This is a genomic window from Camelimonas abortus, from assembly GCF_042432745.1.
GTDB lineage: Bacteria > Pseudomonadota > Alphaproteobacteria > Rhizobiales > Beijerinckiaceae > Camelimonas > Camelimonas abortus.
The window spans coordinates 1-26,189 of record NZ_JBHLWR010000005.1 but is presented as its reverse complement, the minus strand read 5'-3'; the positions used below and the strand labels follow the sequence as shown (position 1 = coordinate 26,189).

Genomic DNA, 26,189 nt, shown 5'->3' with positions numbered 1-26,189 from the left:
CCATGAAAAACATCACCATTGCCGGCAACATTGGCCGTGACGCAGTAACCCGCACGACTGGCAGCGGCGACAAGGTGACGGGCTGGCCCGTTGCTGTCGAGGAACGTGGACCTGATGGCAAGCGCACGCTCTGGTTTGACGTGGCGCTGTGGGGTAAGCGCGGCGAAAGCCTGTCGCAATACCTGACCAAGGGGTCGCGCGTCGCTGTGTCCGGTGATCTGTCCACCCGCGAGCATGATGGGAAGACCTATCTCACCGTTCGCGCGGATCAGGTCACGCTTTTGGGCGGTGGATCCGATCGGGCAATCGCACCGGGCAATGACAACGCTGGCGGCAACTATGCCGACCAACTGTCAGACGACATCCCATTCTGATGGGCGATCCATGGCGCAGACAGTGATCCTACGCGGCGCATCGCAACGGGCCTTCGCAAAGACCCTGATTGATCGCGCACCAGTTGACGCCGTGGTGACTGTAAAAGCCGCCACGCGCACCAACGAGCAGAACGCGCTTCTCTGGTCACTTCTCAGCGAAATCAGTCGCGCAAAGCCGGAAGGCCGGCACTGGACGCCTGAGACCTGGAAATGCGCGTTCATGCACGCGCTAGGCCACCAGGTGCAGTTCGCAGATGGGCTGGATGGATCGGGGCCGTTCCCACTCGGCTTCCGGTCTTCCCGCCTCACGGTCCGGCAAATGTCTGACCTGATCGAAGCAATTCACGAATACGGCGCCCGGCACGGCGTCCGATTCCACGACTCTACGGAGGCCGTATGATTATCGCAAAGCCTCAGAGGCGCAAGAGGGTTCAGCGGGAGCTTGGCCCGCACAAGGCCATCGCCGCCTTTCTCGACTGCGCATTGCCGGAGGAATACCGCTACACGCACGTTCCGAACGGCGGCGCGCGCGATGCCCGCACTGGTGCGATGCTCAAGGCAATGGGCGTCAAGGCTGGCGTGCCGGACATGGTGGTGTTCGGTCCCGGCTCCTGGTGTGGCCTGTTGGAAATCAAGCCAGCCAATGGCGGCGCGTTGTCGCCAAGCCAGAAGGCATGGGCGGAATGGGCTGGCCAGAATAGCGTCTGCTACGCCGTTGTGCGGTCTGTCGGAGACGTTCAGGTCGCGCTGAATGACTGGCGCATCCCTCTGCGAGCGGAGGTGGCGGCATGAAGCGCAAGAGCCTCACCGCTGCCCAGCGTGTCCGCGTGTTCGATGCGGCTGGTGGCGTCTGCCATATTTGCTCACTGCGCATACAGGTGGGCGAGCCGTGGGACGTTGAGCATTGCAAGCCTCTCTGGCTCGGCGGTGCTGACGAGCCGTCCAACATGCGGCCAGCGCATATCCGTTGCCATGCGGTCAAGACGGCTGGCGAGGCGAAGACCCGCGCCAAAACCGACCGCGTGCGCGCCATTCACCTCGGCATCAAACCGAAATCCCGCAATCCGATCCCAGGCAGCAAGGCGTCCGGCTGGAAGCGCCGCATGGATGGGACAGTCGTTCGGAGGGATGCGCGATGAACGCCCCGATCCGGTTCTACACAACAGCGGAATTGATGCAGCTCTATGGGCTTGTGCCGACGTCTGTCAGGGCTGATTCCGCCCGCGCGTCAGACCGGGCCTATAAGGCACGCAAGAAGGCAGAGCGCAAGGCGGCGGAAGAGCGCAAGGAGCGCAAGCGCGCGTCAGACCGGGCCTATAAGGCGCGCAAGAAGGCAGAGCGCGAGGCGGCTCTAGCCGCAGAGGCCCAACGCAAGGCGGCGGAAGAGCGCGCCGTGCGTATGGCCGAAGAGCGCGCCCAACGCGAAGCCCACCGCAAAGCCAGAGAGCGCGAGCGAAGGCGTATCAAGCGAGCGCAGGCGCTGGCGGAACGCCAGCGCCGCGAGATGGCTGAAAAGCTTGCCCGCACCAACGCCATGCTCTCTGACCTGCGTGCGAGGGGAGAGCGTGACATCCTCCTGGTCGGCAGCGCCAAGTGGTCGCTGCTCGATGTTGAGAAGGCTGTGTGTGAGCACGCAGGAGCCACAAGGGCCAGCCTTCAGGCAGTCGCCGGGCGATCTCCCCCCTTGGTTAACGCCCGGCACGCTATCTGGTTCGTCGCCCGTCATGGGCTGCTGATGAGTCTGACAGGCATCGGCATGCGGATGAACCGCGATCATTCGAGCATCTTGTACGGCATCCGCCGCGCGGCCAAGGCTGTCGAGCGCTCCGGCATCTCCCTGACGCAACACGCACCGAACGACGCGATCCGCGTCTATGAGGCGCTGCAATCACAGGATGGCAGGCCATGAGCAAGCCGTGGCTCAAATTTTACCCGGCTGACTGGCAGTCGGAAGTCACGCTCAAGCGCGTTTCTCGCGCCGCTCGCTCGCTCTGGATCGACATTATTTGCCTGATCCATCAGGGCGGTGACGGTCGCCTGCACTTCAACGGTCAAAACCCGACTGAGCGCGACCTTGCGGCTGTGCTCGGAGATGATCCGCGCACCATCCGCAGGCTGATGCGCGAGCTGGAAGACGCAGGCGTGTTTACGAGGAACGACGAAAACTTCGTCACATCTCGACGCATACTTCGCGATAACTTTAAGGCCGAACGAGACAAGAATAACGGCAAACTTGGCGGCAACCCCGCCTTAAAAAACAATGGGTTAGCGGAAAGGGGGTTAACCCCCGGGTTAAAGCCCAGAAGCCAGAAGCCAGAAGCCAGAGGCTAGAAGAAGAAAATAGGAGGGATGCGCGCACTGCTTCGCAGCCCGCGCCACGCGCCGCCAATTCGCGCGGCTCTACCATCCCTGACGACTGGTCGCCCAAGGCATCCCACTACGACCTCGCCCGCCAGTACGGACTGGACGCAGCGTGGGTGGATCGCCGGGCAGACGCCATGCGGGATTGGGCCATTGGCAACCGCAATCGTGCCGTCGCCCGAAAAGCAGACTGGGACCGGACATTCACCGGCTGGCTTCGCCGTGATGCAGAGCAGGCCGCCAGCCGCAAAACCCAGATCATCCCCTTCGCCAAGCATCAGGAGCGCCGCAATGGCCACGCAATCTCTGACGCACTCGCAGAACTCCATGCCATCGCAGAGGCCGCAGAGCACGGTGGGTTTCCGCCGACCGGACGCGGTTTCGGTCACTGAGGCAACCAGCTACGCCCGCATGCTGATGGGATGTTTCCCGCAGAAGGACGTGGGCGACGTGAAGTTGTTCGCCGCCGCCATGGTTCAGCTCATGAGCGACTACCCGGCCTACGTGCTGGCCGATGTGGTTAGCCCGCGATCCGGCCTGCCTGTCCAGTGCAAATGGATGCCGTCCATGGCCGAAGTGAAAGCCGCCTGCGAGGAATCCGCCGCCAGGCACGCGATGGCCCGGCGTGAGGCGGAACAGCGCCGACAGGCAGCGTCTGATCGCTGCGCCAGGCCCTGCGATCCAGAGCGCGCCGCAGCGATCCTGCGCGCAGTGTCCGACGAGTTGCGCCGCAAGGCCGCTGAGGCTGGCTTGGGAGACGCAGAATGACGCATCCAGTCCGTTCTATCCTCGACCACTGCGCCGCCATCGTTGACCAGCGCGGCCAGCCCTACGGCGGCATCGAAGACAGCTTCGCCAGAGCCGCCACGATTGCCGGCGCACTGATCGGCAAGGCGCTGGACCCCGCCGACGTGGCTCTGGTGCTTCACGCGGTCAAGCTGGCCCGCCTCGCTGGCAATCCCGGCCACGCCGACAGCTACGACGACGGGATCAACTACCTGGCTTTCGCCCGCCACCTGCGCGGCGTCCCCGCGCCGACTGTCAAAACGTATGACCCGATCAGGACACCCATCCCGATCTGAAGCCAGCCGACGCCAAGCCCATCACTGCCCAAGGACGCCCGAATGTCGAAGCTCAAGCTCAAGCTCAAGCGCAAGTCTGGTCGCAAGCCCGTGGCGGGTGTGATCCGCTCCGCATCGGGTCGCATCGCAAAAGCCCACAGGAAGCCCGTGGAGACGCAAGAACAGATTCTGGCTGTCGCCATAGCCCAGCCCCATCGAAGGGGCTTCAGCGACCCTAAGAATCCATTTTTGGGCTATTCTGTAGGCCGACTGTTCGCCGCAGGGCAGATCAGCCAGATCCAGCACGACGCAGCAGAGTGGTACGGCAAGCTCTGGCTGTCCTATCACCGGCACATCACCGGCATCACGCCGCCTCGCGTGAGCGCGCACCTGAGCGAGTTCGTCGCCGCCAGCAATTTCCGCCTTCCCCACGGCAACGACAACGAGAACTGGCACGCGATTGACCTGCTGCGCGCCCGCATGGATGGATTGCAGGAGGCTTTCGCTGAGCGCGGCCAGCACTTCACCGCAAACAAGCTACTGCCTGCGGTATGCGTGTTCGACATACCCCCAGCGGCTTGTGACGTGGTGGCGCTGCGCGAGACGCTGAACACTGTGTGGCGTTTTATGCAGAGGGGCTTGACAACCGCGCGCGCGTGACGCATTATCGGGGCCGAAATTTCTGGTGGGAGTCCGCCATTGAGCCGGGTCAAGCGCCCCGCTTGTTGATTCTGAGATTGCGACCGCCTTGGCAGAGCGCAGCGGGGATCAGGTGAGCCCAGCGGGTTCTGCCCCAGCGCACGTTCACAGACCACGGCGGCGCAAGCTAATCCACCCCAGCCGAGACGCATAGTCTGGCTTCGCTTGAGTACAAGCGTGCATCGTACCACTAGCCGCGATGTGGGGTGTAGTAATTGCGCGGTCGGTCTCTCTCTGCCCTCCCCCCTGGTGGCTATGATTGATCGCGCAAACCGTGTCTGCGCCTAGCGCTCCCCGTAACCGGGAGCACTGACGACCTGGGCATGTCGCAGAACTGCCCATACACTCCCTCGCTGGCGACGGCGACGTTCGGATCCGGAAATAACCGCCACTTGCATGAACCTGCGCTCTTAACTGCGTCCTTATGAGCACAGCTTCAGCACAAGGCACTGTCACGACAAGGCGGCCTTCGCCGGAGGCTTACGTCTCACTCAGCATCGAGTGGCTTCTCCAGATAACAGCACAGGTCGCGCAATGAGTGACAAGCCGAAAGGCGGACGGCCTACAGAATACCGCCCTGAGTATTGCGAGCGCGTAATCCAGCTTGGCCGCGAGGGAGCAAGCAAGGCGGAAATGGCGCATGCACTTGGTGTGAGCCGCAACACCCTCGACAATTGGGCAGAAGCAAACCCCGAGTTTTTGAGCGCCGTAAAGGAGGCTGTCTCGCTAGCTCAGGGCTGGTGGGAAAGTGAAGGACGCAAGGCGACGTTCGGGCTTGTTCCTGGCTTCAACGCAACAGCCTTCATCTTCAACATGAAGAACCGTTTCCCCGACGACTGGCGCGAGAAAACGCAGCAGGAAATCAGCGGACCAAACGGCGGCGCTATTCCGATTACAGCGGTGGAGAGAGTCGTTGTCAGGCCGAAGGATACAGATTCCAACGGCTGAGGTTTTCCTGCCATTGCTGGAGCCTGCGCGAGACAAGGGGGCGTTCGGCGGTCGCGGCTCAGGAAAGAGCCATTTCTTCGCTGGCCTGATGATCGAGGATTGCCTGGCTGCCCCCGGTGAGATTGGCGAGGGGATGCGAGCGCTCTGCATCCGTGAGGTGCAGAAGGATCTGACGCAATCAGCAAAGGCGCTCATTGAGGCGAAGCTGGTGGCGTTCGGGCTTGGCGAGGCGGATGGCTTCAAAGTGTTCCGCGACGTGATCCAGACGCCAGGCGACGGCATCATCATCTTCAAGGGCATGAACGATTACAGCGCCGACAGCGTGAAGTCGCTGGAAGGCTTCCGTCGCGCATGGTGGGAAGAGGCTCACACGGCCACGGCTCGCTCAATCAGCCTGCTGCGCCCGACGATGCGCGCGGCTGGAGCGCAGATGTGGTGGTCATGGAATCCGAAGCGGCGCGTTGATCCGGTTGATGTGATGCTGCGCGGGCCAGAGCGGCCCACTGGAGCCGTCGTGGTGCAGGCCAACTGGCGCGACAATCCATGGTTCACGCCGGAACTGGAGCAGGAACGGCAGGACTGTCTGCGCATGTCGCCTGACCAGTACGACCACATCTGGGAGGGCGATTACGCTACGGTGAGCGTCGGCGCTTACTACGCCGCCAGTCTGACGCAGGCGAGGAGCGAGGGCCGCATCTGCCGCGTGGTCGCTGATCCGCTGATGCAGGTTCGCGCCGTCTGGGACATTGGCGGCACCGGCGCAAAGGCCGACGCCTGCTCGATCTGGATATGCCAGTTTGTCGGGCGCGAAATCCGCGTGCTCGACTACTACGAGGCGCAGGGGCAGCCGCTCGCCACGCACGTCAACTGGCTTCGCGACAATGGCTATGGCAAGGCGCTGTGCATCCTGCCGCATGACGGCGCGACGCAGGATCGCGTTTTCGACGTGTCATATGAGAGCGCGCTGCGGCAGGCAGGCTTTGAGGTCGTCGTTGTACCGAACCAAGGGCGCGGCGCTGCAATGGCTCGCATTGAAGCTGCCCGGCGCATGTTCCCCGCCATCTGGTTCGATGAAGCGAAGACGGAAGCCGGTCGCGAGGCGCTGGGCGCTTATCACGCGCGCCGGGATGAGGCACGCGGCATCGACCTTGGGCCTGAACACGACTGGTCATCGCACGCGGCCGATGCCTTTGGCCTGATGTGCGTGGCCTACGAAGAGCCCAAGGTTAAGCGCGAAAAGAAACGTCCCGCTGGTTATGCGCGCGGCGGCTGGATGGGTGCATGAGCATGGCGGAAAGCGACAAGAAGCCAGAGAGCACGACCGCTGACGACGGTGAGTTCCTGCGTCTTGCGCATGAGCGTTACAACTCCGGCTATGAGCGCGAGCGCGAGAATATCCGCGAGGCGTATTATGACCTGGAATTCCACGCTGGCCTGAACCAGTGGGAAGATGAGGCGAGGCGTGTCCGCGAGGGCCGTCCATGCGTGACCATCAATGCCCTGCCGACGTACACGCGCCAGATCACGGGCGACATGCGCCAGATGCGTCCGGCCATCAAATGCGTCGGCGTTGACGACAACGCTGACCCGGAGACTGCCGAAGCGCTGTCGGCTGTGATCCGCTACATCGAAAACCGCAGCAAGGCGCAGTCTGCTGTCTATTCGATGGCCGCTGATAGCCAGGTTGTCTGTGGCATCGCTCACTGGCGCGTCATGACGGAATACGCCTCCGACACGACGTTTGACCAGGATATTCGGCTGGCGCTGATTGACGACGGCGTGTCCGTGATCTGGGACCCGGACAGCACGGACCTCGCCCGCTCTGACGCCCGCTGGTGCTTCGTGCCGGTTGATATGAGCCATGCGGCTTTCAAGGACCGCTACCCAGGCAAGACAGTTCAGGACTGGACGACGAATTATGCCATAGACGGTGGCTTGTGGGCGTCTGACGACCACATTCGCGTGGCTGAGTACTGGTATAAGAAGACCGTCAAGCACCGCCTCGTGCTGCTCAAGAATGGCAGCGTCTATGACCTGGACGACCCGAACGAGCGCCGCGCTGAGCAGAACGCTGAGATTGTCGAGGCGGCCCGCGCTGCCGATATGGTCGCTCGTGAAGACGCTCGCACGGTCGATGAAGTCTGGCGCGCTGTTATCTCATGCGGTGAAGTGCTTGAGGCGCCCACGCGCCACGTCGGGCGTCATATCCCGATTGTGCCGGTGATCGGCAATGAGCAGACAATCGGTCGCCGGCGCATCCGATATGGTGCGATCCGCTTCGCCCGTGATCCGCAGCGGCTGTACAATTACGGGCGTTCAGCGCAGATTGAGTTGACCGCGCTCCAGCCGAAAGTGCCGTACGTTGGCACTGAGAAGAATTTCGAGGAATACGAGGATGAATGGCAGATCGCCAACAGCGCGAGCCTGCCATATCTGCGCTACACGCCTGACCCGGCCAATGGTGGTCAGCGCCCGTCGCGTGAGCAGCCGCCTGTCCCGTCGCCTGCGCTTTTGCAGGAGATCAGCCTTGCCGCAGAAGACATTAAGCGGACCATCGGCATTTACGATGCTTCGCTCGGCGCTCAGTCTAACGAAACGTCTGGCAAGGCCATTCTCGCTCGCCAGCGTGAGGGCGACGTAGGCGCGTTTGTGTACGTGGATCATTTCACCTATGCGATCCAGCGCACGGGCGAGATTCTCGTTGACCTGATCCCGCGCATTTACGACACGGCGCGCACGCTGCGCATTGCCGGCGAAGACGGGACCATTGAAGAACTGGCGATCAACCAGCCGAACGGCATCGCTGTTGAAGGCGCTGCGCCGATCCTGAATGACCTGACCGTTGGCAGCTATGACGTAACGCTGTCTATGGGTCCGAGCTACACCACGCGGCGCGAGGAAGCCCGCGAGGGTATGCGGGAACTGGTTCAGTCGGCTCCGCAACTGTTCCCGGCTATTGGCGATCTGTACGTGCAGGCGCAGGACTGGCCGATGGCCGACAAGATGGCCGAACGCCTGAAGGCGATTGCCCCGCCGCAAATCCAGCAACTGATTGCGCAGGACAGCAAAGAGCAGCCTGCCCCGCCGCCTGAGCCATCGCCGGCTGAACAGCAGGCCATGCAGATGGAGATGGCCGCCAAGGACGCTGAGACGCGCCAGAAACTGGCTCTGGCTGCGAAAGCAGAGGCTGACGCGCAGAAGGCGCAGATTGAACTGGAGCGGCTTGCAATGGAGGCGCAGCTTGCCGCGAGCATGCCGGCAGAGCCAGTCGCGCCGCAGCCAGCCGCTGATCCTCGCGTGGACGAAATCGCCGGGGCTGTTCAGGAATTGCAGGCTGTCGTGGGCGACCTGTTCGCCATGCTGCAACAGCCGCCAGAGCCGCCGCAGGACATGCCACAGGAATTGCCGCCCGATACGATGGGCGCGCCGCCTGAGATGGCGATTGATCCAGAGATGATGCCGACAGAGCCGCCGCAGGGCGGCTCTTTGGTTGGCCCTGACGATCCCGGCCAAGCGCCGGTCTGACCTTCACGCAGGCCAGGCGCATGACGCGCCAGTCGCGATGACGGGCGCCGCCCTTTGAGGCGGCTTTTTTGTGAGCACAGCAATGCAGGATGACGACCAGGTAGACGTGCCAGTGGCCGATGAGCCGCAGGCCGAAGCCGAACAGTCTGAGGTCACGACCGAAACGACGGACGAGGCCAAAACAGGACAGGAGGCTGAAGCAGACGCCGAAGGCGCAGACGCCGCAGGCGATGATGGCGACGAGCAAGAGGATGGCGAGAAGCGCAAGAGGCGGTCAGGCGTTGACCGGCTCAAGCGCAAAATCGCTGAGTTGACTGCTGAACTGGAATTGCAGCGCAGTCGCGGGCCTGTTCCCGCTGACAGTGAGGCGATCAGGCGAGCGGTTGAAGCGGAAGTGGGCGAGCCGCCAAAGATCGAGGATTTCGAGGATTATTTCGCGTATGAGCGCGCGATGACGGCCTACGAAATTGATCGACGGCTGGCAGAAAAGGAAGCGAAGCGCAACGCAGCCGCGCGTCAGGCGCAGATGACGGCTGCACAGCAGATCGCTTTGGAAGACTTCCGCGAGCGCGAGGCTGAGGTGGCGAAGGCCATCCGGACTACGTGCAGACGATGGCGCAGGCTGGCGCAATGCCCGCATCTGATGCCGTTACCCGGCTTGTTATCGAGTCCGATAAGGGGCCACTGCTCAAGTACCATCTCGCGAAAAATCCGGCGGACCTCCAACGGCTTAACGCCATGGACCCGCTGTCTGCCGCGCGCGCTATCGGGCGACTGGAGGCCAAGCTGAGCCTGCCCACCGCAAACCGCACTTCTAAAGCCCCTCCGCCGACCGCCCCGATCAAGGGCGGCGCTGGCCCTGCATCCGATGAAGCAAAGTTGGAAGCGTGGCTGAAAGCGAAATACGGCTGACGGGCGGAGACTGACCAATGGCAAACCGCACTCTCCAGACTTCCCTCATCGCCAAGGCTGCCGTTCGCATCCTTGAAAACGAACTCGGCGCGGCCAAGGCCGTCTATCGCGGATACGAGGATGAATTTTCCAAGTCCGTGAATGGCTATGAGGTTGGCGACACCATCACCATTCGCCGCCCGGCCGACTTCACCGTTCGCGATGGCGCTGTGGCGTCCAATCAGGACGTGAGCGAGGGCAAGACCTCGCTTGTGATCGACAAGCAGAAGGGTATCGACTTCAGTTTCACGTCGAAGGAACTGACGCTCGACATCACCGAGCTGTCGGAGCGCGTCATTCGCCCGGCGATGATCCAGCTTGCCAACCAGGTGGACAAAGACCTGCTCAGCCTCGCCACGTCCGTTCCGAATTGGGTCGGCACTCCCGGCGAGAGCATCAAGGGCTTCAAGGATTTCGCCGCCGCCGTCGAGCGCCTGGACGAGCTCGGCGTCCCGAAGGGCGACCGCTCTGCCTTCCTTGCCCCGTCTGACTTCTGGGGCCTGCTCGGCTCGCAGACGAACCTTTACGTGCAGGACGCCGCTCGCGGTGCCTACCGTGAAGGCGCGCTTGGCAACATTGCTGGCGTGAACACCTTCATGAGCCAGAACGTCGCCACGTTCACCACTGGTTCGCGCTCTGGCTCGTCCATTGCGGTCAACGGCTCGATCACCGCAGCCACTGTGACGTGGGAAGCGGTGCGTGACACCAACGTCCAGACCATCAGCATTGACGGCCTTGGCGGTGCCACGCAGACGCTGGCGGCTGGTGACGTATTCACCATTGCCGACGTGTATGACGTCAACCCGGTGACGAAGCAGCCGCTGCCTTTCCTGAAGCAGTTCACCGTCGTTGAAGGTGCAACTGGCTCCGGCAGCGCCATCGCCTCGCTGAAGATCACGCCTGCGATGATCTGGAGCGGCGCGCACCAGACTGTCGCCGTGAAGGCTGGCGTAACCGATCTGGACAACAAGGCCATCACGCTCGTTGGCGCGGCCTCCACCGGCTACCGCCAGTCGATGATCTTCCACAAGAACGCCTTCGCTCTTGTGATGGCTCCGCTGGTCGCGCCGCCCGGCGCTGTCGATGTGGCCCGCGAGTCCTACAAGGGCATCTCGGCCCGTCTGGTCCCGTACTATGACGGCTCCAACGACGTGTCGCGGTACCGCCTGGACATTCTCTACGGCATCAAGGCCGTCGATCCGCGCCTTGCGATCCGCGTCAGCGGCAGCGCTGCGTCCTGACGCCTTCCGATACCATCACGACAAAAGGAGCGGCCTACGGGCCGCCCTATCCATTTCTGAGGGCATCACATGGCAAGCAAGGCCGAACTGATTGACGCGGTGCTGCAAGACCTTGGCGTGCTCTATGCCGGCCAGACTGCCGGTGCTTCTGACGCGGCGCTTGTTGAGCGGCGGCTAGAGAGCGTGCTGGCCGATCTGGCCCAGCGCAATGTCATCTATGTGCCGCCGGCTGACGATATTGACGATCAGGTTTTCCAGCTGCTGACAGACATTCTGGTTGAAACCTGCGCGCCGGCGTTTGGCCGTGGTCGCGAATATCAGGTGATCGAGCGGGCTGAATCCCGGTTGCGCACCATCGCCCGCATCGGCAAGGGCGTGCCTGGCGCTCGCCTCAAGGTTGATCGCTCGTTGCTCGGCGCGTCACGTCGGCAGGGTCGCCTCTGATGGTGGCAGTTCCCTTCCCCAAAATTCCACGCCTGGATCGCGCCCCGGTGAGGGCGACGGTCGGCGGATCAACGCATGGGTTGACAAGGACGGCGACCGTGACGTGGTGCGCCGTTCGCCCGGCCTCGTGCATGTACTGTCCACCGGCAAGAGCGGCGTTCGCGGCGCGCTCAAGGTCAATGACGAGTGGGTGATTGTCTATGATGGCGCGGTGGTTCGCATCAGCGGGTCGACCGTAACCACGCTGACAGGCTCAATTCCCGGCACCGACGGCGTGACGCTGGCGCGCAACAACCGCACGACTGATGGTGTGTCCACGCCCGACATTGTGGCTGTGCGGGCGTCTGGCGGGGCTTACGTCATCGGGTCAAGCGCCGTCTCGGCCTACCCAGACGCTGATCTGCCGGCGACGGTCAACAGCGTCGAGTTTCTGGGTGGGTATTTTCACTTCACCGTGCCGGATGGCCGGCTGTTTGCCAGCGAGCTGAACAGCACGGACGTTAACGCGCTCAGCTTCACCACGGCAGAGAGCCGGGCCGATGGCCTGCGACGTGTGATTGCCGCCGGGTCGCTGCTGTACGCCATGGGCGAGTCCACGATTGAGCCGTACCAGAACGCGGGCACGATGCCCTACCCGATGCAGCGCGCTGCGACGGTGCTACCTGTAGGCGTCATCGCTCCGATGGCCGCAATCGGCAATGACGAGGCGTGGAATAACCCCATCTTTTTCGTGGGGTCCGACTTCACCGTGCGCGCTCTGAGCGGCTACGAAACGGCGCGGATTTCCACCCCGGACGTGGAGCGCTTCATCCAGGCGTCTGACCGGGCGTCAATCCGCATGTCGGCCTATGTCTGGCGCGGCGTGGGATTCGTCATCATCACGTCGGATCAGGGGTCGTGGGAATATGACACGACGGGCCGCGTGTGGAATGAGCGCACCAGCACTGGCGCAACCGGCTGGCGTGGTGGCCCGACGTGGTTCGACACTGACCGCTGGCTGGTCGCGGATCGCCTCACAGGCGACATTCTGACGTTCTCTGGATCCGTCTTTACCGAGAACGGCGCGGCCATGCCGGTGCATCTGGAGTCCGGCCCGGTGAAGGAATACCCGGCGCGCGTATCCATCCCGTCGCTGTTCATGGATTTCACCGAGACAGACGCCGACGTGGCTGTGTCGTGGTCGCATGACGGCGGAAAAACATGGTCCACGCCCGTTACTCGCTCACTGAAAGATGCTGAGACGTGGCCGGTGCGCGTCAATCGCCTTGGCATGAGCACGCATCACGGGCTTCGCGTGCGGATCACAACCGACACGGCGAAGGATTTCGCTTTTCTTGGCGCTAGCATCCCTGACCCTGACGCGAGGCCATCAGGCTAATGGCTGACGATCCAGACTATACAACCGGAACTGTTCCGCTTGAGGTCGATCCGCTCACCGCGCTTACGTCATGCCACGCGAGGTGCGGCGGATTGATGGCGGTGGATTCCCGACTACAGCAATGCTGGATTGGGAACAGGCGTCGCGCAGTTGGATGGTCAAAACGACCGTGGACCTGCAACGCAAGGTGACGACAGTTGAGCAGGAGACTGCTGACGCATTCGCCCGCGTTCAGGATGACATGAGTGCTGTCGTCGGCGCTGGCGAGGCTCTGGCGTCGCGTGTGACTGCTGTTGAGGCTGGTGTTGGCGCAAACGCAGCGGCCATCATCAGTGAACAGACTGCGCGCGCGAACGGTGACAGTGCGCTGGCAAGTAGCATCAGCAGCTTGACGGCGACTGTCAGCAGTAACACCGCCGCGATAACAGCGGAGCAGACTGCGCGCGCGAACGGCGATAGTGCTCTGGCGAGTTCGATCAGCAGTCTATCCACGACGGTCGGCGGTCACACCGCGTCCATTTCCAGCCTGATGACGTCCGTGAATGGCCTTGGCGTCCAGTATGCGGTGCAGGGCTACGTCGGGGGATCATATGGCGGCTTTGTCTTCACCGGCGTGAAGCGTGCTGATGGTGCTGGCGCAACCTATCTCCTGGAAATCACGTCAAACGTCGTAATCAATGGCGATCTGCTAGTCACGGGCACGGTCTTCAACGATAAGCTAAGCGACAGCGCCGTCTCCCGTGCCTGGGCCGCCGAAGGAGGGACCTCGGCATCAATTACCCCGACATTCAGGGGTACCGGATTTCTCGAAATTTACGCCCAATTCAAGGGCGATGCGAACGCTTACGCAGCCATTGACCAGTTCGTTCTGCGTGTCCGCGAGGATGGAAACATCATCTCCGACACCCCGATTAACCACGCCCAAAACGGCACGGGGTCTAGTGCGGCGAGCCGCTACGGTGCGACCAGCATAATTCACGTCCGCACACCATCCGCCGGATCCCACACGTACAGCGTCGAACTCGTCAAGACTGTCGCCGCGACCGGGATCCATATCAGCGGCTGCCTGATCATCGCCAAAGAGTTCTCGAAATAGGATAGCGCCATGGCACTTTTCTCTGGATCATCCCAACGCCGCTTGGCGATGTGGCAGATTGGCGAGGCTCAGAAGGAACGTGAGCGCAATGATGCTCTGATCGCTGAAGCTCGTGGGCAGGCGCTTAACGAGATCGGTTCTGGCGTCGATCAGGCGGTGCCCTATTACACGGGCGCAATCGACCGCTTCCAGCCGTGGGTGCAGTCTGGGCTGGATGCTGTCGGCCAGTACAACACCACGCTAGGCGATATCGGCGCAGCCAATGACCAGTATCGCGCGCGGCAGGATGACATTTACGGCTATGGCGGCGCAGAAGGCACTGCGCGCGCCCGCGCAGCATTCAATTCATCGCCGGGCTATGAATACCAGCGTGACCAGGCCATTGACGCTGTGGCCCGCAAACAGTCAGCAATGGGCATGCTGGGCAGGCAACACCGGGCAACATGGACCGTGGCGACATCAGGACCTTGGAATACTGGAATTGGGTGACGGCCAGAGCACCAGCCAGCTGTGGCAAGGCGCTCAGACGCGACTGGCTGGCTATGGCAACCTTGCGCAGCTCGGCGCTAACGCCACCAGTCAGCAGGCTCAGCTTGAGCGCGGCATCGGTGATCTGTACGCGGGCGCAGGCGCTCAGAAGGGCAACGTCTGGATGCAGGGCGCTGGCCTGAACGTCGGCAGCAACAACAACTACCTGAACAGCATTTCGCAGTCTGCGCAGACGGCTGGCCGGGCGGGACAGGATGCGCTCGCCAGCAACCTCAACTTCGGCATCAACGCGCTGGGCACCGTTCTTGGCGGCGCGTCGTCGCTCAAAAAGGCGGGGTTCTTCTGATGGCAGCGTATTCCTTCGATGGCGCGTTCAGGAACCTCAACAGCGCGGTCACGGGCTTTGGCGACGCTTACGAGGAAGAGCGGAAGCGCAACGCCTTGGCTGGGCTGGGCCAGCGTCTAGCTGCGGGGGATTACGCCGGAGCGGCCCAAGGCCTGATGGCTGCCGGTGACGTCACCAATGGCCTGAAGGCGCTTGAACTCGGGCGCACGCTGGAGCAGCAGAAGGCGGCGAGCGCAGCCGTGGCTGGCGCTCTTGGCGGTGGCATGACCGACCTGAACGCGCCCGGTGGCGGCATTGCCGTCGGCGGGGCTCCTGCGCCTGCGGTCAACCTCGGCACACCGAACCAGATCGAAACGCGCTTCATGTCGGCCCTGCGAGAGTCCGGGCTGAACAATCCGTTCGGCCTCGCGACCGTCGCGGCTTATGGCAAGCGTGAATCTGGCTGGTCGCCACAGAACGCCAATCGCACGTGGTCTGATCCGTCGCAGAGCGGCAAAGCTGGCACGTCTGGCGGTCTGTTCTCATGGCGCAATGAACGGCTGCGGAACCTTTACAAATTCGCCCAGCAGCGAGGCGAGAAAATCGGGGCTATCAGCCCTGAGACGCAGGCGGCTTTCCTTGCCAGCGAAGACCCGACATTGATTCCGCGCCTGACGCGCCAACGCGGCGATGATGAGCCAATCGCATCATGGCCAACGCCTGGCGGTTTGCTGGGTATCAGGGGAATTCGCCTGAGTACAATGCCCGGCTCAAGACAGCGATGGCCTACCTGCCTCGTTTCCAAGGGCAGCCAAACACCATTCAAGCTGCAACTGGACAGCAGCAGACGCAGGTGGCGCAGGCTGACGCTCCAGCCGAAGGAGCGCGGCCAGCGCAGGGCTCTCGCGGTGCCGGGGCAGGGTCAGTCATCTGTCCGCGCGCCCATGACGCCACAGCAGGCGCAGGCCGGCATGCGTCGTATCCAACAGGTCATCGCCGCTACGCCGGGGCTTAACCCCGCTCAGATCAAGGTGCTGGAGCAGCGTTACAACGAACTGGCCAAGTGGGCTGATCCGACGACCGCGCAGACGATGGCGCTCAACGATCTGAAGATCCGACAGGCAGAACAGGGTCTGTCTGGGGACAAGATGCAGCGTGAGGCCGCAGATCGAGCAGTGGTCGCGGAACAACTCGGCCTTACCCCAGGATCGCCGGCGTATCAGTCATATGTGCTTACCGGCAAAATGCCCCGCGAGGATCAGCAACCGCTTACCGCCACGGACAAGAAGGCCATCCTCGAAGCAGACGAGATGGTTGAGGCCAATCAGGGCGCGATCAACAGCCTGAAAACCGCGCTCAAACTGAGCGACAAGGCGCTCGAAGGCTTTGGAGCCAGTGGCCGGGCATGGGTGGCCAATAACCTGCCTGACTGGATGGTCCCTGATGGCGTCGCCTCAAAGGAACAGGGGCAGGCGACGGCTGAACTCGAAAATGTTGTTGTCGGCAATGCGCTCAACTCGCTCAAGACGATCTTTGGCGGCAATCCGACGGAAGGTGAACGCGCGATCCTGTTACAGATGCAGGGATCTGCAAGCCAGCCAAAGGCTGTTCGCGAACAGATTTACAAGCGCGCCATCGCGGCTGCTGAACGGCGGCTGAAGTTCAACGAGCGTCGGGCGCAGGAGATGCGCGGCGGGACATATTTCAAAGCAGGCAACAGCCCGCAATCTGGAAACATCCCTGTCGTGTCGTCACCGCAGGAGCTGGAGGCGCTGCCATCGGGCACGACGTTCCAAGCCCCCAATGGCGCAATCAAAATCAAGCCCTGAGTGGGGGTGCGAATGGCTAACTGGTGGGATTCCTATCCTGACGCGCCGTCACCAGGCGGCAACGTGAGTGCACCGGCAACTGGCGGCAACTGGTGGGATGCGTACCCTGACGCGCCATCGCAGCAAAGCGCATCGCCGGCACCCGCGCAGCAGTTCGACACGGGGCGCTTTGACCTCGGCAGCGTGAAGAATGACCCGTCGCTGGCCGCCGGCCTCAACGCGAAGAAAGCCGGGATCGAGGCGCAGGCTGCAACGCCCGACCCGGCAATGGAGGCGTGGCAGGCGGCGCAGCGGGCCAGTCTGGTCACCAAAAGCGGACCGAACGTTAGCCGCCATACCATTCCGAAGTACTCATCGGCGGCGGACCGCGTGGGCGTAGCCGCCGGCGGGTTTGTCGAAGGTATCCCGATTGTCGGGCCGATCCTGACTGGTGCGGCTGAACGTGCGGCTGTGCTTGTCGGGTCAGCCATTCGTCAGCGAAAGCTACAGCAACCGGCTTGCTGCGTTGCAGGCGGATCGCGAGCGAGCAAAGGAAGCGCATCCATACATCAACGCCGGCACTCAGTTGGCTGGCGGCTTGTGTCTACGGGTGCTGTCGCCAACACGCCGATGGGCGCGAAGCTGCTGGGCGATGTGGGGGGCAACATTGGCCGAAGGATGGCCGCCGGCGGCATTTCTGGCGGCGCAATTGGCGGGCTGGACGCGCTGACACGCAGCGGGGGCGATTTGGAAAGCGCCGCACGAGGCGCGGCCCTCGGTGGCGGGATCGGGTTCGTTGCTCCTGCCGTGATTTCTGGCGTGAGCAAGGTCGCAGACGCAGCGGCGAAGAAGGCCAGCGCTGGCTATCGGGTCAAAGAAGCCCTATCCCGCGATGCTGCTGCTGGGAACCAGATGCTGACCCGGCAGGAGCTTGCGGCGTTGCAAGCCGAAGGCGTTCCAGTTGTCGTGGCCGACATGGGCGGCGAGACGACACGCGCTCTTGCCCGTAGCGCGGCTAACACGTCACCCGAGGCGCGCGACGCGCTCAACAAGGTGGTGTCGGAACGCTTCGCCACGCAGTCTACCCGGATTGCCGATGACGTAGCTGGCCTGTCTCCGCTCGGAGCCAATGCCACTGAATCGCTCGACAAGCTGCGGGCGGCTGCTCGCGCAGCAAACCGTCCACGCTATGCTGCGGCGTATGCCAAGGGCGCAACTGGAGTATGGGATGATGAACTGGCCGCCCTGACCCGCGCGCCAGACGTTGCAGACGCTATCCGTAAGGCTACGCGCACCGGCAACAACAAGGCTGTGGCTGACGGTTTCAAGCCAGTCACCAATCCGTTTGTTGTTACGGATGCCGGCGACGTTGTGTTGCGGCAGGCGGCAGATGGCTCAACCGCCATCCCGTCGCTTCAGTTCTGGGATTACGTCAAGCGGAACCTGGACGATACCATTGAAGCCGCAAAACGAGCCGGCAACAGGAACGCCGCTGCCGACGCAACGGCGCTAAAGCAGAAACTTGTCGCCAAACTCGATGCAATTGTGCCGGAGTATGCTGCGGCCAGGTCCGGTGCAGCGGCGTTTTTCGGTGCGGAGGATGCGCTGGAGGCCGGCCAGAAGTTCCTGACGGCCAAGGGGCAAAACGAAGCATACAGGAAAGCGTGGGGGCAGTTCTCTGCGCCAGAGAAAGCCCTGTTCAGAGAAGGCTATGCGTCTGCTCTGGCATCGAAGCTGCGCGAGACGCCTGACCGCCTGAATGCCGTCAATCAGTTGATGCGCAGCCCTGCCGAGCGTGAGCGCATCCGCATGGTGTTCGGGCCGCAGGGCGCTGCCAAGCTGGAAGCTCGCCTGCGCGTTGAGAACATGGATGGCCTGCGCACAGCCGTTCAGGGCAACAGCACGACGACGCGGCAACTTATGGAGATGGGCATGGCCGGCGGTGTCGGTAGTGCCATCACCGGCTGGCAGAGCGGTATGGACCCTAGTTCAATGAGCATCGGGTTTGTACTTGGTGCTGCTGCGCGTTACGGCGGCGGCAAAATTGACGCCCGAGTGGCGCAACAGGTCGGGAAACTGCTTTCCAGCAGCGACCCCGCCATGATTGATCGCGCCTTCCAGATGGCAGCGGCAAGGCCGGCAATCATGCGGCTTTCTGGAAAATGCAGAGCGGATTCTCGTTTCTGGCAGCGGAGCTATCGGTGGTCAGTCGGCATCACCGCGCCGTTAGCACAGCGTGAAGTCCTGCGATCAGCAGAACAAGCGGGAGCAGGATGCTGCCATAGACGACATGCCAAGGCGTGTCGTCTTCCCCTTTCTCCCGCTTGGAATGCAGGTAGAGCCGTAGACCAGCGCCACCGTCAGCATATATAGCCATCATGACGGCGGCGAACACGGACCAGAATTCGGTAGGGAACTTCAAAGCTGCCTCGCTGGCGTTCGACGTTGTCCAATCGGTCTTTCAGCTTCCGGATCTCATCTTCCTGTTCGTTCACAGCTAGCTGCGCGTTGTACACGAACGTCACTGTGAACATAGTCAGTAGCATTACAGCCCCGGCGCAGACTGATCCGCGACCCACAGAGAACCAAGCCGGCAGCAAGCCCGTACATGGCATACCGGAATTTCATTCGGCGTCCTTTGGTTGGCAGTGATGAGTCGTTTTGGGCGGATGGCTCGCACCAGCCCCCAGAGTGATCCCGCGACGCTAGCACGGCCAGTTCAAACGGAAAACGTAACGCTGGCGTGGCGGGCGGCCAGGCAGGCTCACTTGGGCGTTGAAATGAGTAACAGCCCAATCACCAAAAAGGCCCCAGGCATAATGATGCTGCCATAGATGACATGCCACGGCGTGTCATCCTCGCCCTTCTCACGCTTCGAGTGCAGGTAAACGCCGTATAGGAAGCCGACCGTAAGCAGGTTAGCGGCAATAACTGCCGAGAACGTGAGCCAGAAGTCGAGCGGGAGGATCTTCATACTCAGCCTTTACCATCGTTAGCGGGAACGTCTCCATAACGCTCCCGCCGCCATCGCCTTATCGTGTCGCCTTTCGGAACTCGATTCCGCATTTTTTCATGCGGGACGCCTGCTCAATGGCTTCCATCTCGCCTTTGAGGCGCGCTACCTCAGCACTGGTCGCACCATCGCCCTTGATAAAGAACAGGGCGGGCCAGAACAGGACAATGCCGACGCCTGTAGCAACAGCGTCATTGGTCGATTTCTGATCTTGAACGCCAATAGCTTGCGCTGCCCTTTGCGACAGACGTTGCGCCTCATAGGAGATTTCGTCGCAAGTGAAGTCTTTGTAGATCATGGGCGAGACATATGCCGCGCCGATGTTCTCCGATTTAGAACGCACACGCTGCCAGCACCAGACACGCTAGCCCAACAATCCCAAGTCTCATGCTTAGCCCCCATAGCGATTCCGCGACGCTAGCACGGCCAGTTCAAACGGAAAACGTAACGCAGCGTCAGCCACCCTACCCGCTCATCAAGCGCCATCTCATCCAGCGGCGGTGGATAGATCAACCATCGCCCCCCCCTGTTCAGCAAGCCGCCTCCGGGCGGCGTTTTCTATGGAGCCGCCAATGGCCGGTGCTGGCTATTCCGTCGACTTGTCATTCACCGACGATGAGGCGTTTGAATTCGCCGTCGCGCTGTCGTCTGCCACCGATGAGCCTATTGAGTGGGACGATTACCGTGCCGAGTATTCAGTCCGGCGCGAGGATCAGCAGCTGGCGCTCCTGACCAGTGACAACGGCATCGACGCTGACGTGATCGATGGCGAGTTTTTGTTGACCATTTCATCGCCGTCGCTGGCGCTGGAGCCGGGTTGCTATCGCCACGGCCTGCGGCTTGTCGAAATCGAGACGGGCAAAGCGGCGCAGCTGTTCGACGGCATCATCACCATCACCGAAGGGAATTTCTGATGAGCGTTGCTCTTCTTAACCGGCAGCGCGTGCGCCTGCGCGTGCTGCCCGGCCTCGTTGGCCCTCAGGGTCCCAAGGGTGATCCGGGGCCTCAGGGCGAGCCCGGCCCCCCCGGAGAGACTGGTCCGCAGGGTCCGACTGGGCCTAAGGGAGACCAGGGTGTGCCTGGTCCCCAGGGCTCGGTAGGTCCTATGGGGCCTCAGGGACCTAAGGGAGACAAAGGCGATCAGGGCGCCAGCTTTACTGTTAACGCTACAGGGCCACTAGCAGACAGAAGCCTTTACGACAGCGAGCCTGTTGGGTTTTCGTTCCTGTCTACGGATGAAGGGCTGCTGTATATTCGTGAGGGAGCCTCGGGGTGGTCTCCCGGTATTCCGTTCGGTAAGGGCGACACCGGTCCTGGCGTTGCGCCTGGGGGCTCCTCCGGGCAGGTGTTATCCAAGACGTCTTCAACCGATTATGACACAGGGTGGGTGACGCTGACCAAGGCCGACGTTGGCCTCGGCAACGTTGACAACACGTCTGACCTCGCCAAGCCGGTCAGCAGCGCCACGCAGGCCGCGCTGAATGGCAAGGCTAACGCCAGCGTCACCATCTCTGCCGGAACGGGTCTGACAGGCGGCGGCGACCTCACTTCCACAGGACGATTTCGCTCGACGCCGCATCTGTCGCTAGTTTGGCGATGGCCGACGCCGCTGTTCGCTACGACACCGACTCTCAGGGCCTGAACAGTACGCAACGCACCAACGCCCTGACGAACCTTGGCGTTACGAGTACCGGCAGGAGTGTGCTCACAGCAGCAAGCCAGTCAGGTGCGCGCACAGCCATTGAGGCACAGCAGTCGCATGCAAACCTGACGGCGCTGTCCGGCGTATCGGCTGCCGCAGACCGTTTGCCGTATTTCAACGGCGCGTCGTCAATGACGTATACGACGCTGTCGGCATTCGGCATTCGCCGCCACGCTTCTGGACGATGCGGATGCTGCGGCGGCCCGCACGACACTCGGAGCCGCTCCGCTCCCGAAATCCACGATCGGCACTGGCATCTGGCTCCCATTCCAGTCCAGTGCGCCGGGACAGCCCGCAATCCTTCCGGCAGGCGGCACATACGCATATTTTTTGATCACCTATAATGCGTCTGGTGTGATCTCGGGCCCGGTTAGCGCAGCATAGCGGCAGGGGGGGCGACGGTTGGCGTCCCCATGTCGAACATCTACCACAGCGGTCTCGCATGAGCATCGCATGACGATCCTACTCATCTATCGGCGACCGGACGAACCTTTGTGGCCGACCTGAACGGGCTTCCGTACCACGTCATCCCATCTGATCCCTATTGGGATGAAGCCGTGGCTGAAGCGGCCCGTCTCGGCGACGCGCTGCCCTTTGAGCCTGAGCCAGAGCCACAGCCGCAAGCCATCCCGCCACTGACGCGCCGCCAGCTGCGCCTCGGACTGCTGTATGCTGGCATCTCCACGTCGCAGGTGGAGGACGCGATTGCGGCGATCCCGGACCCGACAGATCGGGAGGTCGCTTTGATCGAGTGGCAGGACGCCACGATCTACGAGCGCAGCCACCACGCTGATTGACCAGATCGGGTCGGCGCTCGGCCTGACGCCGGAGCAGATCGACGCGATGTGGGCAGACGCCGCAGCGCTGTGACCAGCAGCCACACCCCGGACAACAGCCCGCCTTCTGGCGGGCTTTTTTTGTCGGAGGATACTATGTGGCTCCGAATGACGATGGCGGCCCTTGCGCTGGCCGCCCTGACCGCGTGCGCGGGCCGGGATAGTGCTTCCCGCCTGCACGACGTGGTGCGCTACCACTATGAGGGCGGGCGATGACGGCGGTGCTGGTCGTCCTGCTGGCGCAGTCTCCTGAACCGGATGCGTGGTGACGACCGCTGGCGGCCCCGCTGGCTCCCTGGGCGGGCGCTCTGGTACGTAACGCCGCTGGTTGCCGTTGCTGCCGTCATGCAGACTGGATCGGCGCTGCTCGGCGCTATCTGGCGCTTGGCTATCTGCTCTGGGCCACCCCGTCATGGGGCCATCTGATCGGCATGGGGCGATTCATGCCGGATCGCTCGCCGGGCTGGTTCGAGGCGATGTTGCTGGACTGGTCGCGCGGGCGCATCCCGCTGGCCTTCTGGGCGCGAAATTTGCTCGCCTTGCCTGCGTTCGCCGGCATCGCTCTTGTCTATGGCAGCGCGTGGCCTGCCCTGCTCGCCTTTCCGTTCGCGGCGTTGATTGTGGTCGCATACGAGGCAGCATGGCGGCTCCGACCGCACAACCCGATATGGCTCGCAGAGGCGCTAACCGGCGCGCTCTGGGGGCTCGCAATCCTGACCATCTGACCCGCTTCGGCGGGCTTTTTTATGGGTGCTCCACATGGCTGCATCAACGTACAAAGAGGCTCTTTCCGCCGTGCTGAAGCACGAAGGCGGCTACGTGAACCATCCGGCAGACCCTGGCGGCGCTACCAACCGTGGCGTCACCCAGCGGGTCTATGATGCCGAGCGCAGCGGCGTGGTCTGCCTACTCGGTCCGTCCGGCAGATCACTGACGCCGAATTGCAGGCGATCTATCGTCAGCAGTATTGGGAGAAAATCCGCGGAGACGACCTGCCGCCTGGTGTGGATTACGTCGTCTTTGACGGCGCGGTGAATAGCGGCGTCGCTCAGTCGGCAAAGTGGCTTCAGCGAGCGCTGGGTGTCCGCGTGGACGGCATCATCGGCAATGCGACCATCGCCGCGTGCTGGGACGTGAAAGACCATGACGCGCTGATTGCCGACACATTTGCGCGCGTCGCATGGCTTTCCTTCAGGCACTCAAAACCTGGCCGACGTTCGGAAAGGGCTGGTCGCGGCGCGTCTCTGACTCTGCTCTCAGAACGGGCCAGCAGTGGGCGCGTGGCAAGGTAGGTCCGGCTGTCACCGTCGTCGAGCCAGGCATGTCCCGCAAAGCGAATGTCGAGGATGCACGCCCGTTGCCATCCAGCGGCATGGCTGACGCGGCTATCGGCGGCGGGTCTGTGCTCGGCTGTGATTCGGCGGGGCGCTTGAAGGTGCTCGTGATGCGGCTGACGCCTCTTGCCGGCGGGTCTGCCACTGTCAATGGCATCGTCGCCGTGTGCTGGTTGTCGCTGCGTGGCGCTTGCTTTCGGCGGCGCTATCTGGCGGGCGCAGCAGCAGCGCCAGGAGCGGCGCAGGTGGCTGACGCGCTAGGCTATGCGGTGGCGGCATGATTGCATTCATTCTCACTCACTGGCGCACTGTGGCCGCGATTGGCGCTGTCGCGGTGCTCGCGCTGCTCGCGTGGCGCATCAATGATCTGGCCTATGAGCGCGGCAAGGCCGACGCCACCGCCCGGCAAATCCACATTGAAAGAGGGCTTACCGATGAAGCGAATCGCGCGCTGATGCTGACGCTCGCCGCTGTGCTGCCGATCCTGACTGCCTGCGCCGCGACGACGGGTGGCGTAGGGACTGAAGCGACGTGCGCTCAATGGCGCGCGATTAGCTGGAGCCAGCACGACACTGCCGAGACGATTGGCGAAGTGAAAGCATCGAATGCACGCGCGCAAGGCCTGGTGCGAGTGAGGTGGCACGCATGGAGCTAGCAGCTTGGCAGGAGATTGCCGCCGTCGTCGCCATTATGTCTGTGCTCAGCGGAGTTGTGTGGAAGCTTCAATCCCAGATCAACCAGCAGTCGCGTGAGTTGGACGCGTTCAGGGTCGAGGTTGCCCAAACCTACGTCACCGCAAGGCCATGCGCGAGATGGAGGATCGCATCAGCCAGGCGATTGGCCGGCTGGCTGACAGGCTCGACAGCTGTTTGAGATAGGGCCGAGATGACGGGCGTTAGGTTCAATGAACCTGCGAGCACTCCGCAATTTTAGCCTAAGTCATTGATTTTATGGTGGGCCCGGCAGGACTCGAACCTGCAACCAGACCGTTATGAGCGGCCGGCTCTAACCATTGAGCTACAGGCCCGTCGCTTCCCGGCGGCGCCTCCCGCGCCTTCTCCGCGCGCGCGACCGCCGCGCGCCCGACGCTGCGAACCTCGGCCGAAAGGCCGGAGACAGTCACCGTCCCTAAATGCCATGGCGACGCCGGCGCAGCAAGGCCGCCGGCGCGCGCGGGCGCGTCAGCCACAGCCCGCCGTGCGACGCACGACCTGGACCCTGCATGAACCCGCATGAAGCCGGCCCTGGCCCGGGCCCGAACCGGCTCCGGCGCGCCCGCGCGCGGGCCGCCGCTCACGCGGCCGCCATCGCCGGCCGGTGCAGCCCCCTGGCGCAGCAGCAGGAACAGCACGACGCCGCCGTTCATCAGGTTGAACATCAGCCCGTTGAGGAACGCGGCCTGGTAGGAGCCGGTGACGTCAAAGATCAGCCCCGACATCCAGCCGCCCAGCGCCATGCCGATCACGGTGGCGAACACCAGCACGCCGACGCGGCCGCCTGCCTCGCCAGCCGGGAAATATTCGCGCACGATGATGGCGTAGCTGGGCACCAGACCGCCTGGAACAGGCCGAACAGCGCCGAGATCACGTAAAGCGACGGCAGGCTGTCGAACATCAGGTAGAGCGCAAGCGCCACGCCCTGGCCACGGAGCTGAGAAACAGCGCCCCCAGACCGCCGATGCGGTCGGCGATGAAGCCGCAGCCGATGCGGCTGATGATGCCGCAGGCAAGCATCAGCGACAGCATCTCCGCGCGCGCGCCCGCGCCATAGCCCAAGTCGCCGCAATAGGAGACGATGTGCGCCTGCGGCATGGCCAGGGCGACGCAGCAGGCCACCCCCGCCAGCGCCAGCAGCGTCTGCAGCCGCGCCGGGCTGATGCGCAGCGCCCGGACCGGATCGGCGAACGCCTGCACGGCTCCCGCCGCCCCGGAGGGAACCGCCGGCGCGCGCCGGCGCAGCAGCAGCGCCAGCGGAATCATCGTCGCCACGCAAAACAGCGCCACGCCCACATGCGTCGCGCGCCAGCCCCACAGCGCCACCGAGCGCTCGACCACCGGCGGCCAGAACGCGCCGGCGAGGTAATTGCCGGAGGCGCAGATCGCCACCGCAAGGCCGCGACGTTTCAGGAACCAGCAGGAGATGTCCGCCACCAGCGGCCGCGAAACAGGCCGATGAACCGGCGCCGATGAAGAAAAACAGCAGCGCGAAGGCAGGAATGCCCGGCGCCGCGGCGCTGGCGGCGTAGCCGGCCGCCATCAGCAGCGTTCCCAGCGCCATGGGCGCGGCCACGCCCGTGCGGTCGGCCAGCCGGCCGAAGGCCACGCCGCCGACGCCAAAGCCCAGCATCACCATGGTGAAGGGGAGCGAGGTGGCGGCGCGGTCCACGCCGAACTCCGCCTGCACCGCAGGCATCACCACCACCACCGACCACATGCCGACGCCGCCGATGGTGCTCAGCAGCACGGCCGCCACCAGGCGCCGCCACGCGACGCCGCCGTCAATCTCACCCATTCGCCCTGCTCCCCTGGCCGCCTGCGCGGCGGCGACGTTTCCCCGGTTCTGTGAAAAAATATCCTGCGCCAGCCAGAAAAGCACGCATGTTTT

At 63.1% G+C, this 26,189-nt stretch carries 32 protein-coding genes, 1 tRNA gene and 1 pseudogene; 30 read left to right on the top strand and 4 right to left on the bottom strand.

Annotated elements, in window-relative coordinates; genetic code table 11:
• The first annotated feature begins 2 nt into the window (after positions 1-2).
• The 22 genes from ACFFJB_RS02120 to ACFFJB_RS02015 all read left to right on the top strand — a co-directional run bounded on the left by ACFFJB_RS02120 (position 3) and on the right by ACFFJB_RS02015 (position 19,073).
• On the top strand, positions 3-374 hold the full coding sequence (locus ACFFJB_RS02120; protein WP_376829173.1) for a single-stranded DNA-binding protein: 372 nt from the start codon (positions 3-5) through the stop codon (positions 372-374).
• A gap of 10 nt (positions 375-384) precedes the next feature.
• The gene (locus ACFFJB_RS02115) at positions 385-774 is read left to right on the top strand and encodes a recombination protein NinB (RefSeq protein WP_376829172.1); all 390 of its coding nucleotides are present in this window, start codon (positions 385-387) and stop codon (positions 772-774) included.
• Entirely contained in the window at positions 771-1,166 is a 396-nt protein-coding gene (locus tag ACFFJB_RS02110; RefSeq protein WP_376829170.1) for a VRR-NUC domain-containing protein, read from the top strand. Before ACFFJB_RS02115 ends, ACFFJB_RS02110 begins: the two co-directional genes overlap by 4 nt.
• Entirely contained in the window at positions 1,163-1,513 is a 351-nt protein-coding gene (locus ACFFJB_RS02105) for an HNH endonuclease (protein WP_376829168.1), read from the top strand. Before ACFFJB_RS02110 ends, ACFFJB_RS02105 begins: the two co-directional genes overlap by 4 nt.
• On the top strand, positions 1,510-2,283 hold the full coding sequence (locus ACFFJB_RS02100; RefSeq protein ID WP_376829166.1) for a helix-turn-helix domain-containing protein: 774 nt from the start codon (positions 1,510-1,512) through the stop codon (positions 2,281-2,283). The genes ACFFJB_RS02105 and ACFFJB_RS02100 overlap by 4 nt, the downstream gene beginning before the upstream one ends.
• On the top strand, positions 2,280-2,705 hold the full coding sequence (locus ACFFJB_RS02095) for a hypothetical protein (protein WP_376829165.1): 426 nt from the start codon (positions 2,280-2,282) through the stop codon (positions 2,703-2,705). The genes ACFFJB_RS02100 and ACFFJB_RS02095 overlap by 4 nt, the downstream gene beginning before the upstream one ends.
• 321 nt (positions 2,706-3,026) lie before the next feature.
• On the top strand, positions 3,027-3,503 hold the full coding sequence (locus ACFFJB_RS02090) for a hypothetical protein (protein ID WP_376829163.1): 477 nt from the start codon (positions 3,027-3,029) through the stop codon (positions 3,501-3,503).
• The gene (locus tag ACFFJB_RS02085) at positions 3,500-3,817 is read left to right on the top strand and encodes a DUF6378 domain-containing protein (RefSeq protein WP_376829161.1); all 318 of its coding nucleotides are present in this window, start codon (positions 3,500-3,502) and stop codon (positions 3,815-3,817) included. The genes ACFFJB_RS02090 and ACFFJB_RS02085 overlap by 4 nt, the downstream gene beginning before the upstream one ends.
• Positions 3,818-3,859: 42 nt before the next feature.
• Positions 3,860-4,456 carry a hypothetical protein gene (locus tag ACFFJB_RS02080; protein ID WP_376829159.1) on the top strand — a complete coding sequence of 199 codons (597 nt, stop codon included), beginning with the start codon at positions 3,860-3,862 and terminating at the stop codon, positions 4,454-4,456.
• A 573-nt stretch (positions 4,457-5,029) separates the two neighbouring features.
• Positions 5,030-5,443 (top strand): hypothetical protein, encoded by a 414-nt coding sequence (locus ACFFJB_RS02075; protein ID WP_376829158.1) that lies wholly within the window; start codon positions 5,030-5,032, stop codon positions 5,441-5,443.
• A 13-nt stretch (positions 5,444-5,456) separates the two neighbouring features.
• Positions 5,457-6,728 carry a phage terminase large subunit gene (locus tag ACFFJB_RS02070; RefSeq protein ID WP_376829156.1) on the top strand — a complete coding sequence of 424 codons (1,272 nt, stop codon included), beginning with the start codon at positions 5,457-5,459 and terminating at the stop codon, positions 6,726-6,728.
• Complete coding sequence (locus ACFFJB_RS02065; RefSeq protein ID WP_376829154.1) at positions 6,725-8,968, top strand: portal protein; 2,244 nt, start codon at positions 6,725-6,727, stop codon at positions 8,966-8,968. The genes ACFFJB_RS02070 and ACFFJB_RS02065 overlap by 4 nt, the downstream gene beginning before the upstream one ends.
• Positions 8,969-9,050: 82 nt before the next feature.
• Positions 9,051-9,758, top strand: a complete 708-nt coding sequence (locus tag ACFFJB_RS02060) for a hypothetical protein (RefSeq protein ID WP_376829200.1) — start codon at positions 9,051-9,053, stop codon at positions 9,756-9,758.
• Positions 9,653-9,880 (top strand): hypothetical protein, encoded by a 228-nt coding sequence (locus ACFFJB_RS02055; protein ID WP_376829196.1) that lies wholly within the window; start codon positions 9,653-9,655, stop codon positions 9,878-9,880. The genes ACFFJB_RS02060 and ACFFJB_RS02055 overlap by 106 nt, the downstream gene beginning before the upstream one ends.
• 17 nt (positions 9,881-9,897) lie before the next feature.
• Positions 9,898-11,160, top strand: coding sequence for a P22 phage major capsid protein family protein (locus tag ACFFJB_RS02050; RefSeq protein ID WP_376829152.1), 1,263 nt, complete (start codon positions 9,898-9,900; stop codon positions 11,158-11,160).
• 69 nt (positions 11,161-11,229) lie between these two features.
• Positions 11,230-11,604, top strand: coding sequence for a hypothetical protein (locus ACFFJB_RS02045; protein WP_376829150.1), 375 nt, complete (start codon positions 11,230-11,232; stop codon positions 11,602-11,604).
• A 103-nt stretch (positions 11,605-11,707) separates the two neighbouring features.
• Complete coding sequence (locus ACFFJB_RS02040; RefSeq protein WP_512700182.1) at positions 11,708-12,982, top strand: packaged DNA stabilization protein; 1,275 nt, start codon at positions 11,708-11,710, stop codon at positions 12,980-12,982.
• A gap of 121 nt (positions 12,983-13,103) precedes the next feature.
• Positions 13,104-14,078, top strand: coding sequence for a hypothetical protein (locus ACFFJB_RS02035; protein ID WP_376829146.1), 975 nt, complete (start codon positions 13,104-13,106; stop codon positions 14,076-14,078).
• A gap of 9 nt (positions 14,079-14,087) precedes the next feature.
• Positions 14,088-14,567, top strand: coding sequence for a hypothetical protein (locus tag ACFFJB_RS02030; RefSeq protein WP_376829144.1), 480 nt, complete (start codon positions 14,088-14,090; stop codon positions 14,565-14,567).
• Positions 14,560-14,913 carry a hypothetical protein gene (locus tag ACFFJB_RS02025; protein ID WP_376829142.1) on the top strand — a complete coding sequence of 118 codons (354 nt, stop codon included), beginning with the start codon at positions 14,560-14,562 and terminating at the stop codon, positions 14,911-14,913. The genes ACFFJB_RS02030 and ACFFJB_RS02025 overlap by 8 nt, the downstream gene beginning before the upstream one ends.
• Positions 14,913-16,721 (top strand): hypothetical protein, encoded by a 1,809-nt coding sequence (locus ACFFJB_RS02020; protein ID WP_376829140.1) that lies wholly within the window; start codon positions 14,913-14,915, stop codon positions 16,719-16,721. The genes ACFFJB_RS02025 and ACFFJB_RS02020 overlap by 1 nt, the downstream gene beginning before the upstream one ends.
• 12 nt (positions 16,722-16,733) lie before the next feature.
• Entirely contained in the window at positions 16,734-19,073 is a 2,340-nt protein-coding gene (locus ACFFJB_RS02015) for a hypothetical protein (RefSeq protein WP_376829138.1), read from the top strand.
• A 391-nt stretch (positions 19,074-19,464) separates the two neighbouring features.
• Here ACFFJB_RS02015 and ACFFJB_RS02010 read toward each other — a convergent pair whose 3' ends face one another.
• Both ACFFJB_RS02010 and ACFFJB_RS02005 read right to left on the bottom strand, forming a co-directional pair.
• Positions 19,465-19,674, bottom strand: a complete 210-nt coding sequence (locus ACFFJB_RS02010) for a hypothetical protein (RefSeq protein ID WP_376829137.1) — start codon at positions 19,672-19,674, stop codon at positions 19,465-19,467.
• 58 nt (positions 19,675-19,732) lie between these two features.
• Positions 19,733-20,011 carry a hypothetical protein gene (locus tag ACFFJB_RS02005; RefSeq protein WP_376829135.1) on the bottom strand — a complete coding sequence of 93 codons (279 nt, stop codon included), beginning with the start codon at positions 20,009-20,011 and terminating at the stop codon, positions 19,733-19,735.
• 274 nt (positions 20,012-20,285) lie between these two features.
• Between ACFFJB_RS02005 and ACFFJB_RS02000 the strand changes: the two genes are divergently transcribed.
• From ACFFJB_RS02000 to ACFFJB_RS01965, 8 genes are all read left to right on the top strand, one after another.
• A complete protein-coding gene (locus tag ACFFJB_RS02000) occupies positions 20,286-20,627 on the top strand; it encodes a hypothetical protein (RefSeq protein WP_376829133.1) in 342 nt (113 codons plus the stop codon).
• A 473-nt stretch (positions 20,628-21,100) separates the two neighbouring features.
• Positions 21,101-21,355, top strand: a complete 255-nt coding sequence (locus ACFFJB_RS01995; RefSeq protein WP_376829131.1) for a hypothetical protein — start codon at positions 21,101-21,103, stop codon at positions 21,353-21,355.
• Positions 21,356-21,909: 554 nt separating this feature from the next.
• On the top strand, positions 21,910-22,212 hold the full coding sequence (locus ACFFJB_RS01990; RefSeq protein ID WP_376829129.1) for a hypothetical protein: 303 nt from the start codon (positions 21,910-21,912) through the stop codon (positions 22,210-22,212).
• A gap of 482 nt (positions 22,213-22,694) precedes the next feature.
• Positions 22,695-22,976: a hypothetical protein gene (locus tag ACFFJB_RS01985; protein WP_376829127.1), complete on the top strand. Its 282-nt coding sequence runs from the start codon at positions 22,695-22,697 to the stop codon at positions 22,974-22,976.
• Between the two features lie 34 nt (positions 22,977-23,010).
• Positions 23,011-23,286, top strand: a complete 276-nt coding sequence (locus ACFFJB_RS01980; protein ID WP_376829125.1) for a glycosyl hydrolase 108 family protein — start codon at positions 23,011-23,013, stop codon at positions 23,284-23,286.
• Positions 23,193-23,543, top strand: a complete 351-nt coding sequence (locus ACFFJB_RS01975; protein ID WP_376829123.1) for a glycosyl hydrolase 108 family protein — start codon at positions 23,193-23,195, stop codon at positions 23,541-23,543. The genes ACFFJB_RS01980 and ACFFJB_RS01975 overlap by 94 nt, the downstream gene beginning before the upstream one ends.
• A gap of 29 nt (positions 23,544-23,572) precedes the next feature.
• Positions 23,573-23,866 (top strand): hypothetical protein, encoded by a 294-nt coding sequence (locus ACFFJB_RS01970; protein WP_376829122.1) that lies wholly within the window; start codon positions 23,573-23,575, stop codon positions 23,864-23,866.
• Positions 23,863-24,240 carry a hypothetical protein gene (locus tag ACFFJB_RS01965; protein WP_376829120.1) on the top strand — a complete coding sequence of 126 codons (378 nt, stop codon included), beginning with the start codon at positions 23,863-23,865 and terminating at the stop codon, positions 24,238-24,240. The genes ACFFJB_RS01970 and ACFFJB_RS01965 overlap by 4 nt, the downstream gene beginning before the upstream one ends.
• Positions 24,241-24,536: 296 nt before the next feature.
• Here ACFFJB_RS01965 and ACFFJB_RS01960 read toward each other — a convergent pair.
• Positions 24,537-24,612 (bottom strand) — tRNA-Ile (locus ACFFJB_RS01960).
• Positions 24,613-24,915: 303 nt separating this feature from the next.
• Positions 24,916-26,096, bottom strand: a pseudogene (locus ACFFJB_RS01955) (MFS transporter); the annotation flags it as partial.
• Positions 26,097-26,189 lie beyond the last annotated feature (93 nt).

Excerpts from the sequence above, each read along its gene's own strand:
- ACFFJB_RS02120 (WP_376829173.1), top strand. The coding sequence starts at position 3 with ATGAAAAACATCACCATTGCCGGCAACATTGGCCGTGACGCAGTAACC.
- ACFFJB_RS02115 (WP_376829172.1), top strand. The coding sequence starts at position 385 with ATGGCGCAGACAGTGATCCTACGCGGCGCATCGCAACGGGCCTTCGCA.
- ACFFJB_RS02110 (WP_376829170.1), top strand. The coding sequence starts at position 771 with ATGATTATCGCAAAGCCTCAGAGGCGCAAGAGGGTTCAGCGGGAGCTT.
- ACFFJB_RS02105 (WP_376829168.1), top strand. The coding sequence starts at position 1,163 with ATGAAGCGCAAGAGCCTCACCGCTGCCCAGCGTGTCCGCGTGTTCGAT.
- ACFFJB_RS02100 (WP_376829166.1), top strand. The coding sequence starts at position 1,510 with ATGAACGCCCCGATCCGGTTCTACACAACAGCGGAATTGATGCAGCTC.
- ACFFJB_RS02095 (WP_376829165.1), top strand. The coding sequence starts at position 2,280 with ATGAGCAAGCCGTGGCTCAAATTTTACCCGGCTGACTGGCAGTCGGAA.
- ACFFJB_RS02090 (WP_376829163.1), top strand. The coding sequence starts at position 3,027 with ATGGCCACGCAATCTCTGACGCACTCGCAGAACTCCATGCCATCGCAG.
- ACFFJB_RS02085 (WP_376829161.1), top strand. The coding sequence starts at position 3,500 with ATGACGCATCCAGTCCGTTCTATCCTCGACCACTGCGCCGCCATCGTT.
- ACFFJB_RS02080 (WP_376829159.1), top strand. The coding sequence starts at position 3,860 with ATGTCGAAGCTCAAGCTCAAGCTCAAGCGCAAGTCTGGTCGCAAGCCC.
- ACFFJB_RS02075 (WP_376829158.1), top strand. The coding sequence starts at position 5,030 with ATGAGTGACAAGCCGAAAGGCGGACGGCCTACAGAATACCGCCCTGAG.
- ACFFJB_RS02065 (WP_376829154.1), top strand. The coding sequence starts at position 6,725 with ATGAGCATGGCGGAAAGCGACAAGAAGCCAGAGAGCACGACCGCTGAC.
- ACFFJB_RS02060 (WP_376829200.1), top strand. The coding sequence starts at position 9,051 with ATGCAGGATGACGACCAGGTAGACGTGCCAGTGGCCGATGAGCCGCAG.
- ACFFJB_RS02050 (WP_376829152.1), top strand. The coding sequence starts at position 9,898 with ATGGCAAACCGCACTCTCCAGACTTCCCTCATCGCCAAGGCTGCCGTT.
- ACFFJB_RS02045 (WP_376829150.1), top strand. The coding sequence starts at position 11,230 with ATGGCAAGCAAGGCCGAACTGATTGACGCGGTGCTGCAAGACCTTGGC.
- ACFFJB_RS02035 (WP_376829146.1), top strand. The coding sequence starts at position 13,104 with ATGCTGGATTGGGAACAGGCGTCGCGCAGTTGGATGGTCAAAACGACC.
- ACFFJB_RS02030 (WP_376829144.1), top strand. The coding sequence starts at position 14,088 with ATGGCACTTTTCTCTGGATCATCCCAACGCCGCTTGGCGATGTGGCAG.
- ACFFJB_RS02020 (WP_376829140.1), top strand. The coding sequence starts at position 14,913 with ATGGCAGCGTATTCCTTCGATGGCGCGTTCAGGAACCTCAACAGCGCG.
- ACFFJB_RS02015 (WP_376829138.1), top strand. The coding sequence starts at position 16,734 with ATGGCTAACTGGTGGGATTCCTATCCTGACGCGCCGTCACCAGGCGGC.
- ACFFJB_RS02010 (WP_376829137.1), bottom strand. The coding sequence starts at position 19,674 with ATGAAGATCCTCCCGCTCGACTTCTGGCTCACGTTCTCGGCAGTTATT.
- ACFFJB_RS02005 (WP_376829135.1), bottom strand. The coding sequence starts at position 20,011 with ATGATCTACAAAGACTTCACTTGCGACGAAATCTCCTATGAGGCGCAA.
- ACFFJB_RS02000 (WP_376829133.1), top strand. The coding sequence starts at position 20,286 with ATGGCCGGTGCTGGCTATTCCGTCGACTTGTCATTCACCGACGATGAG.
- ACFFJB_RS01985 (WP_376829127.1), top strand. The coding sequence starts at position 22,695 with ATGCCGGATCGCTCGCCGGGCTGGTTCGAGGCGATGTTGCTGGACTGG.
- ACFFJB_RS01980 (WP_376829125.1), top strand. The coding sequence starts at position 23,011 with ATGGCTGCATCAACGTACAAAGAGGCTCTTTCCGCCGTGCTGAAGCAC.
- ACFFJB_RS01970 (WP_376829122.1), top strand. The coding sequence starts at position 23,573 with ATGTCCCGCAAAGCGAATGTCGAGGATGCACGCCCGTTGCCATCCAGC.
- ACFFJB_RS01965 (WP_376829120.1), top strand. The coding sequence starts at position 23,863 with ATGATTGCATTCATTCTCACTCACTGGCGCACTGTGGCCGCGATTGGC.